At 56.5% G+C, this 10,796-nt stretch carries 9 protein-coding genes; 8 read left to right on the top strand and 1 reads right to left on the bottom strand.

Going from position 1 to position 10,796, the window contains the following annotated elements; genetic code table 11:
• Positions 1-87: 87 nt before the first annotated feature.
• From rfbA to CVU60_10765, 8 genes are all read left to right on the top strand, one after another.
• Positions 88-960 (top strand): glucose-1-phosphate thymidylyltransferase, encoded by an 873-nt coding sequence (gene rfbA, locus CVU60_10800; protein PKN41498.1) that lies wholly within the window; start codon positions 88-90, stop codon positions 958-960.
• A gap of 370 nt (positions 961-1,330) precedes the next feature.
• Positions 1,331-3,565 (top strand): ribonucleoside-diphosphate reductase, adenosylcobalamin-dependent, encoded by a 2,235-nt coding sequence (locus tag CVU60_10795; GenBank protein ID PKN41497.1) that lies wholly within the window; start codon positions 1,331-1,333, stop codon positions 3,563-3,565.
• Positions 3,566-3,577: 12 nt separating this feature from the next.
• Positions 3,578-4,867, top strand: a complete 1,290-nt coding sequence (locus tag CVU60_10790; protein ID PKN41496.1) for a hypothetical protein — start codon at positions 3,578-3,580, stop codon at positions 4,865-4,867.
• Complete coding sequence (locus tag CVU60_10785; GenBank protein ID PKN41495.1) at positions 4,809-6,056, top strand: hypothetical protein; 1,248 nt, start codon at positions 4,809-4,811, stop codon at positions 6,054-6,056. Before CVU60_10790 ends, CVU60_10785 begins: the two co-directional genes overlap by 59 nt.
• Entirely contained in the window at positions 6,053-6,733 is a 681-nt protein-coding gene (locus tag CVU60_10780) for a cell division ATP-binding protein FtsE (protein PKN41494.1), read from the top strand. Before CVU60_10785 ends, CVU60_10780 begins: the two co-directional genes overlap by 4 nt.
• The gene (locus CVU60_10775; GenBank protein PKN41493.1) at positions 6,730-7,602 is read left to right on the top strand and encodes a hypothetical protein; all 873 of its coding nucleotides are present in this window, start codon (positions 6,730-6,732) and stop codon (positions 7,600-7,602) included. The genes CVU60_10780 and CVU60_10775 overlap by 4 nt, the downstream gene beginning before the upstream one ends.
• Positions 7,603-7,621: 19 nt before the next feature.
• Complete coding sequence (ilvD, locus tag CVU60_10770) at positions 7,622-9,292, top strand: dihydroxy-acid dehydratase (protein ID PKN41492.1); 1,671 nt, start codon at positions 7,622-7,624, stop codon at positions 9,290-9,292.
• On the top strand, positions 9,292-10,017 hold the full coding sequence (locus CVU60_10765) for a class I SAM-dependent methyltransferase (protein PKN41491.1): 726 nt from the start codon (positions 9,292-9,294) through the stop codon (positions 10,015-10,017). Before ilvD ends, CVU60_10765 begins: the two co-directional genes overlap by 1 nt.
• Positions 10,018-10,021: 4 nt before the next feature.
• Here CVU60_10765 and CVU60_10760 read toward each other — a convergent pair whose 3' ends face one another.
• Complete coding sequence (locus CVU60_10760) at positions 10,022-10,783, bottom strand: fructose-bisphosphate aldolase (GenBank protein ID PKN41490.1); 762 nt, start codon at positions 10,781-10,783, stop codon at positions 10,022-10,024.
• Between the last annotated feature and the right edge of the window lie 13 nt (positions 10,784-10,796).

Raw genomic sequence — 10,796 nt, 5'->3', positions numbered from 1 at the left:
ATTACCGCAATCAGGCGGCACTTGTCCGTGAGGTGGGTCTGGAGTAGTGTTTTTCAGTCTTAAAACAGCACCAAAAGGATCAATCCCATGAAAGGAATCATTCTGGCCGGAGGATCGGGCACTCGTCTTTATCCCTTGACGCTGGGCACCAGCAAGCAGCTTCTCCCCGTTTATGACAAGCCCCTCATCTACTATCCCCTCTCCATTCTGATGCTGGCGGGGATAAAGGACATTCTCATCATCTCCACTCCCCAGGACCTGCCGCGCTTTAAAGACGTGCTTGGAGACGGCAGTGAACTTGGCCTCAGATTCTCCTATATCGTGCAGCCATCGCCCGACGGCCTGGCCCAGGCCTTCATCCTCGGCGCGGACTTCATAGGCAGCGACAGCGTGTGCCTCGTTCTGGGCGACAACATCATCTATGGCGAAGGCCTGTCCAAGGTTCTCAAGGACTGCGCCCGGCTTGACAAAGGCGGCATTGTCTTCGGCTATCCGGTCAAGGATCCGCAGCGCTACGGGGTCGTAGAATTCAACGCCGCGGGCGAAGTGGTCAGCATCGAGGAAAAGCCGCAGAAGCCGAAGTCGAAGTACGTTATCCCCGGCATTTACTTCTATGACAATGAAGTCGTCGAAATCTCGAAAAACCTCCGCCCCTCCCCGCGCGGAGAGCTCGAGATCACCGATGTCAACCGCGAGTACCTGCGCCGCGGCAGCCTCAAAGTCGAATTGCTCGGCCGCGGATATGCGTGGCTCGACGCCGGAACACACGAATCCCTTCAGCAGGCGGGCAGTTTTGTTCAGGCCATCCAGGACAGGCAGGGTTTCAAGATCGCCTGCATCGAGGAAATCGCTTTTTCAAAAGGATTCATTGACGCAGGCCAGCTTAAACTTCTGGCCGCACGATTCAAAAAAAACGAGTATGGAAAATATCTCGATGAAATTGCCGACGAGTCGATTTAAGTTCATATAAATCAATATGTTAATTTACAAAGGAACACCTGGTGAAAACTTTGTTCCAAACATGTCTCCTTGTTCCTTGTTTTTCAGGATGCCTCAATCAGGCAACCTGAAAAACAATCAACCTCATTTTTTTCAAACCTTAAAAATATAAATATTTTAATATGTTGAATCGTAAACGCACATAATGCGCCCACTAATAATTTCAATAACCTAATATTTTCTTTATTTAAGAGAGCTGAAAGCCTTCAAGATTGAGCTTCTTTTCTCACGATTGAAGTCTGAAGCCTTCTCCAGTACAGAGAAAAACCGACCAAGAAGAATCAATTATTTTCAATAGCTATACAATAATTTCAAGGAAAGTGAGGTATCCATGGACGTTATGAAAATGCCGGCGGATCTGCCCGACGTGAATCTCAATTCCAACGCAGAGTTGGTGCTCAGGAAACGTTACCAGCGAAAGGGGCTGGACGGGACTCCCATCGAGACCGCGAAGGAAATGTTCTGGAGAGTGGCGGCAAGCATAGCATCCATGGAAAAGAACTACCCCGAGTCATCGTTCAAGCCCGAGGATCTGGCACGCACTTTCTACAAGCTGATGACCGAGTACGATTTTCTGCCCAATTCACCGACGATCATGAATGCCGGCACGGAGCTGGGGCAGCTTGCGGCCTGCTTCGTTTTGCCTGTCGGCGACTCCATGGACGAGATTTTCGATGCGGTGAAGCACGCGGCACTGATCCACAAGTCCGGTGGGGGCACGGGTTTTTCCTTCACTCGCCTGCGTCCCAAGGACAGCCGGGTCGGTTCCACGGGCGGCGTCGCTTCCGGACCCATCTCCTTTCTCAAGATTTTCAACACGGCAACCGAGCAGGTCAAACAGGGCGGAACCAGACGCGGCGCCAACATGGGCATCCTGCGTGTCGACCATCCCGATATCCTGGAATTCATCCGGGCCAAGGAACGTGAAGGGGACCTCAACAACTTCAACCTGTCCGTGGCGCTGACCGAAAAATTCATGCAGGCCGTGGAGAACGATGAGGAATACCCCCTTATCGCTCCGCAATCGCAGGAGGTCATCGAAACCCTGAAGGCACGCGAGGTCTTCGAGCTTCTGGTGCGCAAGGCCTGGGAGAGCGGAGATCCGGGGATCATCTTCATCGACCGCATCAACCGCGACAATCCCAACCCCGATCAGGGCGAGATCGAGAGCACCAACCCCTGCGGCGAACAGCCCCTGCTTCCTTACGAGGCCTGCAACCTCGGCTCCATCAACCTTGCCCGTTTCGTACGTGAAAAGGACGGCGAAATCGAAATTGACTGGGACAGGCTGCGCGAAGTGGTGCATTTGAGCGTTCGCTTCCTGGATAACGTCATCGACGCTTCGGAATACCCGTTGGAGCGTATCACGGAGACTGTGCGCAAGAACAGAAAGATCGGGCTTGGCGTCATGGGCTGGGCCGATCTCCTGTATCAGCTGGGCCTGCCCTACGACAGCCGCCGGGCCATCGTGCTTGCCGAGCAGATGATGGATTTCATCCAGAAGGAATCCAGATCCGCATCCAAGAAACTTGCTGCGGAACGCGGTCCCTTTCCGTCCTATGAGACCTCCATCTACAAGGAACAGAATCTGGGGCCCTACCGCCACGCCACCACCACGACCATTGCGCCTACGGGCACCCTGTCCATCATCGCCGGATGTTCCTCCGGTGTGGAGCCTCTCTTTGCCTTGTGCTTCGTGCGCCAGGTCATGGACGGCGAAAAGCTGACCGAGGCCAACAGCTTCTTTGTCAAAGCCCTGCATGATCAGGGATGCTATTCCGAAAAGCTCATGGCCGAGGTCATCGAAAAGGGCTCGGTCCGGGACATGGATTTTCTCCCCGAGGAACTCAGGAACGTTTATGTGACCTCCATGGACATCGAGCCGCAGTGGCATCTCAAGATGCAGGCGGCCTTCCAGAAGCACACCGACAATGCCGTATCAAAGACGGTCAACCTGCCCAATTCGGCCACCCAGGAAGATATCTATAAAATCTACTGGATGGCTTACGAAGAGGGCTGCAAAGGCGTCACGGTCTACCGCGACGGCTGCAAAAGCGTGCAGGTCCTGTGCACCGGAGATGGCCAGAAGGAAGAGAAAGGCGATGATCATTGCCGTCCCATGGACCGTCCCGACATTGTCTACGGATTCACGCAGAAGGTTCGCACCGGACTTGGCGACCTGTATCTGACGGTCAACGAGGTCAACGGCAAGCCCTTCGAGGTTTTCACCACCATCGGACGGTCGGGCAGATCCATCACGGCCAAGGCCGAAGCCATTGGACGACTGGTTTCCCTGGCGCTGCGCTCCGGCGTGCATGTTCGTGAAATAGTCAAACAGCTCAAGGGGATTGGCGGAGAGCACCCGGTTTTTCAGAAAAAGGGCATGCTCCTCTCCATTCCCGACGCCGTGTCCTGGGTGCTTGAAAACAAGTATTTGCAAGGCACGAAGCCCAGTAGCTCCTACAAGTCCCTTTCCAAGACCGAGTGCCCCGAATGCACGACGGAGCTGGTCTTTCAGGAAGGGTGCTTTGTCTGCCCGTCCTGCGGCTTCACCAAGTGCGGATGATCGGTTCGGATAATGACGCAGGCTAACGGAATAGAGCAGTTTCTGCGGAGCATGATGGCCATTCTGGCCAGCAGGGCGATGAGCGCGGCCGAAAAGCTGCATTGCGGCGGCATGCTCATCCAGAAGAGGATCAAAAGCCGCAACGCCTCGGTCATGCTGTTCGACAATGACAAGCAGGAACTCAAGGTCGTGGCTGCCAGCCGCAAGGAGATAGTGGGGCTGACCCAGCCCCTCTCTCCGGACAGCATCTCCGGGTATGTCTGCACGCACAAGGCCCCGCTCCTGATCAAGGATATTGAAAGCGACCCCCGTTTTTGCTGCCGCAACGGCAACTACAAGACCAAGTCGCTCATTTCCGTGCCCCTGCTCTCCGATCAGGGGCGGGTCATCGGGGTCATCAATGTCTCCGACAAGGAAGGCGAGGTGGCTTTCACCGATTCCGATTTGTCCGCCTTGCTCGAATACGCGGGCTGGATCACTCCTCTGATCGAGAGCCTTGCCATGTTCGAAAGACTCGAGACGGAAAAGGAGCGTTATCAGGAATTGGCGCAGGAACTCGAGATCAAGCAAAAAGAGCTGATCATGGCCTCCACGGAACGCTCCGAACTGGTGCAGATGGTGGTCCACGATTTCAAGAGCCCCCTTTCGGCTGTCATCTCCAACATGGATTTGCTGTCGTATCTTGGGCCCAGTGAATCCCAGAAGCCGATCATCGAGACAGCCTTCAAGGGGGCGAGTAAACTTCTCGAAATGATTGATGAATTTTTGCACATAGCGCGTGTCGATGAGTGTCAGGAGCAGGGAGTCATTCTCCGTCCTGTCTCTTTTCTGCCCCTGGTGCATGAGCAGATCGAAGCTCTCATGCCACTGGCCCGTGAAAAAAACATGACCATTGAAAATCATTGCGAGCTTGATGTTCAGGTTCTGGGCGATCCCGTGCTGCTTGGACATCTGGCTCAGAACCTGATTTCAAACGCCATCAAGTATACGCCCGTCAGTGGCCGGATCAGGGTGGGAATGGACACTTGGGAATCGCGCAGAACGGCGGATCCTACGCATACGGTGCTCAAGTTCTGGGTCGAGGATAATGGCGAGGGGATCGAGGATCGCTACAAGGAATCCATTTTCGACAAGTTCGTGCGTACGGAAAAATCGGTTGAAAGCGGGATAAAAGGGACCGGAATCGGGCTTTTCATCTGTCGCAAGATAGTGAACATGTTCCAAGGCAAGATCTGGGTGGAGGATGTCACTCCGCACGGCAGCAGATTTTGCGTCATTCTTTTCATCCCCGAGGAAAATTGAGATGGACAAAAATATCACCGTGATGGTGGTTGAAGATATCCTGTCTGCCCGGGAGACGGTAGTGAACCTTTTGCGGGCCCTTGGCTTCTCTGTTTTTATTGAGGCGGAGAACGGAGAGGAGGCTCTTGAAAAAATCAAGGATGCAAGTCCCGGCCTGATCATTTCCGACTGGAACATGCCGAAGATGAACGGTCTCAAACTGCTGCGGGCTGTGCGTTCAAGGCCGGAATCTCCCTATATTCCCTTCATTTTTCTGACTTCAAAATCCGAGGTGGAGGATGTGGCTCTGGCCTCGGATGGCGGAGCCTCTGCGTATCTGGTCAAACCGGTGACCATCAAGGCCCTGTCCGAAGCCTTGAACACGGTTTTCGATGGCGGCTTTGAACAGGAATTTGAACTGCTCAAGGTGGAAATCCAGAACTTGTGCGCAGCAAAGGAGCAGGCCAAGGCTTTTGATCTTTTGCGCCGCTTCGGACTCCTCTATCCATCCCAGGCTCAGAGAATACGGCTTGAGCATGTGCGGGTGCTGATGGAATTGTCGGATTTTCCCAAAGCCGAAGAGATATTATGCGAAATTCTGGCCTCGAACCCGCTTTTTGCAAGAGGATGGGAAACCATGGCCAAGATCCAGTCCTGGCAGGGGAAAATGGATCAGGCACTCGCCGCCGTGGACAAGGCCGTCTCCATCAGCCCGAACAACACCGAATATTACATTCTGCGCGGCTCCATCAACCTTCACAAGGAAGACCTGCACGCGGCCCGCAAGAATTTCATGACCGCTCTCAACATTGATCGCAAGAACGATCAGATCAAGCAGGATATCTGGAACGCCTATGTCGATCTGGAGATGGTCGACGAAGTGCAGCGCGATTTCGGATCGTATATTTTCTCATCCCTGACCTGCGACACACTGAACAACATGGCCGTGGCCTATCGGCGCAAGGGCGAACTGGCCCGGGCGGTTGAAATCTACCGTGCGGCGCTGGCCAAGGAACCCGACAATCCCAAAATTCTTTTCAACGCCGCCGTGGCCTATGTGAACAGAAAACAATACGGCAAGGCCAAGTCGCTTTTGGCTCACGCCCTGGGCAATGATCCAGATTTTGAAAAAGCCAAGTCGCTCCTCAAGCAGATCAGCGCTCAAGAGCGCATAAACGACGAAGACGAGAAATCCGGGGACGAAACATGATCAGCATTTCCAAGCTTTCCTACTCCTTTGGCAGGCAGCTGGCATTGAAAGATATCAATTTTTGCATGAAGCCCGGCGAGTTCGTGTTCCTGTGCGGCCCATCCGGTGCCGGGAAGACGACCTTCATGCGCATCCTGCACGGCGCGCTTCCGGTGCAACGTGGCAAGGCCGATGTTGCCGGCTATGATTTGAACACGTTGGCCGAGAGTCGCAAGCATCTGTTGCGCCGCGATGTGAGCGTGGTCTTTCAGGATTTCAAGATCCTGCCCAACCAGACCGTTTTCGCCAACGTGGCCCTGCCACTGAAAGTGCGCGGCATCGGGCAGCATATAATCGAAAAAAGGGTTCGGGCGGTGCTCAGAAGCCTGCATCTCGATCACAAGACCGGAGCGCCCTGCGAGGAACTGTCCGGCGGAGAACAGCAACGGGTGGCTGTGGCCAGGGCCGTTGTGGTCAAGCCCAAGCTTCTCCTTGCCGATGAGCCTACGGGAAATCTCGATCACGAACTGTCCATGCGCATGATGGATATTTTTCAACAATTTCACAAGTTTGGTACTTCGATCATGATAGCGACTCATAACCGTGAAATCATGGAACGCATGGCCGATGCGCGGATCGTGACTCTGGAGGACGGGGTCATGCGCGAAGGTTGCCCCCAGGCCGGAGGCCGGTCATGAACGTGTTTTTTCAGCTCATCGTCCAAGGCGTGCGGGACCTGTTCCGGGCTCCATGGTCCCTGTGCATGACCATCGCGGCCATTACCCTGGTTTCCTTTCTTGGCGGAGCATTTCTCATGCTCGTGCACAATCTCGATCTGCAGATCGGCAACAGGCAGGGCAACGTCCAGTTTCAGGTCTTCTGGAAGGCCGATGTCGGTTCCGATGAATTAAAAGAGATCTGGTCCGGTCTTTCCTCCATGGAAGGCGTGGTCAACGTGCGCACCTTCACCCCGGACCAGGCTCTTGGCGTGCTTGAGCAGTCGTTCCAGAAAAATGTGGATCTGGACTGGATGAAAGGCAGAAGCCCCCTGCCGCCAACGGCTCTGGTCGAGTGCGATCTGCCTAAGGACGACGGGAAGAAATGGGCGGCGGGCATGGTCAAGCGTCTTGAAGCCCTGCCCAAGGTCGAGAATGTGACCTTCAATCCCCTGCAGGTGGACCTGTTGACCTCCTGGGTCGGATTGACCAAGATGGCTTTCTGGCCGGTGACCGGATTTTTGCTTGTTGTCGTGGGTCTTGTCGTCGGCAACACCATCAAGCTCGCTCTTCTGGCTCGGCGCGACGAACTGGAAATCCTGCGCTTTGTGGGCGCAAGCCGGGCGTACATACAGTTCCCGCTGCTCGTTGGCGGAGCATTTCAGGGTCTTTTGGGCGCAGGGCTCGCCCTTGGCCTGCTCAAGCTTTTGCACCACGGCATCGAGGACATGTTCAATGTTCCCCCCCTGTGGATCACCATCTCTTTTCTGCCCCAGATCCACAGCCTGGCCATTCTCGCAATTTTGGCGTCAGTCGGAGTTTTGAGCTCCCTTGTCGCTTTTCGCAATTAATCTATTCGAGGATCCTGTAATGAACCGTAGCGATAAAATGATCAAAGGTTTGGAAAAGGCGCCACATCGCTCCCTGCTTTTCGCCCTCGGCATGACCCGGGAGGAAATGCGGCGGCCACTGATCGGCGTGGTCAATTCGGCCAACGAGATCGTGCCTGGACACATGCATCTCGATATCATCGCCCAAGCGGTCAAGGACGGAGTACGCATGGCCGGAGGAACGCCCATGGAATTCCCGACCATCGGCGTGTGCGACGGACTGGCCATGAATCATGAAGGCATGAAGATGAGCCTGCCCAGCCGTGAACTTATCGCCGATTCCATCGAAATTTCGGCCACGGCCGTGCCTTTTGACGGACTTGTTTTCATTCCAAACTGCGACAAGATCGTGCCCGGCATGCTCATGGCCATGCTGCGTCTCAACATCCCTTCCATCATGATCAGCGGCGGGCCCATGCTTCCGGGCAAGTTCGAGGGAAAAACCATCGACCTCATCACGGTCTTCGAGGGTGTGGGCAAGGTCAAGAGCGGCAGCATGACCGAGGCGGAGCTTGAACGGATGGAAGAATGTGCCTGTCCCGGCTGCGGCTCCTGTGCCGGCATGTTCACTGCCAATTCCATGAACTGCCTGTCCGAGGCACTCGGACTGTCCCTGCCCGGCAACGGAACCATCCCTGCCCCGACCAGCGCCCGCATCCGTCTGGCCAAGGATGCAGGCATGCAGGTCATGCGCCTGGTCGAAAAGAACATTTGCCCCCGTGACATCGTCACGGAAAAGAGCGTGGCCAACGGCGTGACCGTGGACATGGCCCTTGGCTGTTCCACCAATACGGTCCTGCATCTCCCCGCGATTTTCCGCGAAGCCGAGCTCGATCTGACGCTGGACATTTTCGACAACATCAGCCGCAAGACCCCCAATCTTTGCAGGCTCTCTCCCGCCGGGCCGCACCATATCGCGGATCTGCACGAGGCGGGCGGCATCCCGGCCGTCATGAACGAACTGGCGGCGAGCGGTCGCATTGAGCTCGATGTCATGACCGTGACCGGCCGGACCCTGGGTGAGAATCTGGAAGCCCTGAAGCCTGCCATCCTGCGGCCGGAGGTCATCCGCACCGTGGCCGAACCGTACTCTCATGAAGGCGGCATCGCTATCCTGAAAGGCAACCTGGCCCTGGACGGCGCGGTGGTGAAACAGTCCGCCGTGGCGCCCGAAATGATGCAGCGCACGGGCGTTGCCCGGGTTTTCGAAGGCGAGGAAGACGCCGTGAGCGCGATCATGGGCAACAGGATAAAAGCCGGCGATGTGGTCGTCATCCGCAACGAAGGGCCGGTGGGCGGCCCCGGCATGCGCGAGATGCTGACTCCGACATCGGCCATCTCCGGCCTTGGTCTTGGCGGCGAAGTGGCGCTGCTGACGGATGGCCGTTTCAGCGGCGGAACCCGTGGCGCGGCCATCGGTCACATCAGCCCCGAAGCGGCCGAAGGCGGGATCATCGGTCTGGTGCAGGAAGGGGACCGGATCAAGATAGACATCCCCGCCCGCAGCCTGGAGCTTCTCGTCGATGAGGCCGAGCTCGAAAAGCGCCGTCAAAACTTCAAACCTTTTGCCAAGGAAATCCGTTCCTCCATTTTGCGCCGCTACAGCCGCATGGCTTCATCCGCGGCCAAGGGAGCGGTGACCAAGATCTGATGCGCTGGAACCGGGAAAGCGCGGTCCGCTACGACAAATGGGCCGGAAGCGTGCGGGGAAACTTTGCCCTGCAGCAGGAAAAAAAACTGCTGCAGGGCGTTATCGCGCCCTGGCCCAGACGCAAGCAGAAGCTTTTGGACATAGGCTGCGGAACGGGAATGTTTCTGGAGTTTTTCTGGTCCTGCGGATTTGACCTGACGGGCATGGACAAGAGTCCGGACATGCTGGCCCGGGCCCGGGAGAAGATGGGACATCGCGTCGATCTGCATCTTGGCAGCGCCGAGCACCTGCCCTTCGAGGACCGCGAGTTTGATTACGCTTCGCTCATGACCGTGTTCGAGTTCCTGGAAGATCCGGCCCTGGCCCTGCGCGAGGCGGCTCGTGTGGCGCGCAAGGGGATCCTGATCTGTTTTTTGAACCGGATGTCCCTCTACGGGCTGTCCGTAAGGCTGGAAAAAAGAAAATCTCCGCTAGGCGAAGCGCGCTGGTTCACCTGGCCCGAAATGCGCGGGCTGATCCAGAATAATCTTTCTCCGGGCGGCATCGAAGCCAGATCCATTCTATTGGGTCCGCCCTGCACCTGGAATCCTGCTCCAATTATCCGCTACCTGAACAGCACCCCGGCCTTTCCATGGATGGGAGCCTTTACGGCGGTGCGCGTCGACCTGACCGCCCCCCGGGCCCAGACTCCCCTCATGGCCTGGAATACCGAACCCACCACGTAGATATCTACCCCTTTCCGTGCACGAGATTGCATATGTCTTCCAGGGCCTTGGCTGGGTTTTCCTGCTGGAAGACGTTGCGTCCGATGCACATCCCGGCGACGCCGGCGTCCAGGGTTTCGCGCACCGAGCGCAGAAAGGACTTGAAGTCGACGTTGCGTGGCCCGCCACTCATGACGACGGGCACGGGGCAAGCCGCAATGGCCCGGGCGAAGCTCTGGTTGTTTCCGCAATAGGGCACCTTGACCACGTCCGCGCCAAGCTCCGCACCGATGCGGATGCTGTGCGCGACAAGGGAAGGGTCGCTCTCGTTCACGATCTGTCCGCCCCGGGCGTAGATCATGGCCAGAAGCGGCAGGCCCAGTTGATGCGCTTCTTCCACGCAGGCGCCCAGATCCGAGAGCATGCGGTCTTCAAGATCGTTGCCGATATTGATGTGCATGGAGACCATGTCCGCGCCAAGCCGCAACGCCTCCTGCACGGAACAGACCAGGGCCTTGTTGTAGGAGGGCAGGCCGTGCCGGGTTCCGGCGGAGAGATGCACAATGAGGGACTGGTCCAGACGGATCTCCCCGGCGTGGGCCATGACCATGCCCTTGTGCAGGATCACGCCCTGGGTGGGCAGATGCCGTACTCCGCGGAGCAGGCTCCCCAGATCTTCCAAACCGGGGATGTTTCCTTCGGAAAGTCCATGATCCAGCGGCAGGATGATGGTTCGTTTGGATCCCGGATGAAAAAGGCGGGCCGCCTTGCGCAGGTATCCGATCATGATGCTCTCCTGT

Source organism: Deltaproteobacteria bacterium HGW-Deltaproteobacteria-18 (genome assembly GCA_002841885.1).
Lineage (GTDB): Bacteria > Desulfobacterota > Desulfovibrionia > Desulfovibrionales > Desulfomicrobiaceae > Desulfomicrobium.
The sequence above is the reverse complement of the archived record's forward strand: the minus strand, read 5'-3'. Positions and strand labels throughout refer to the sequence as shown.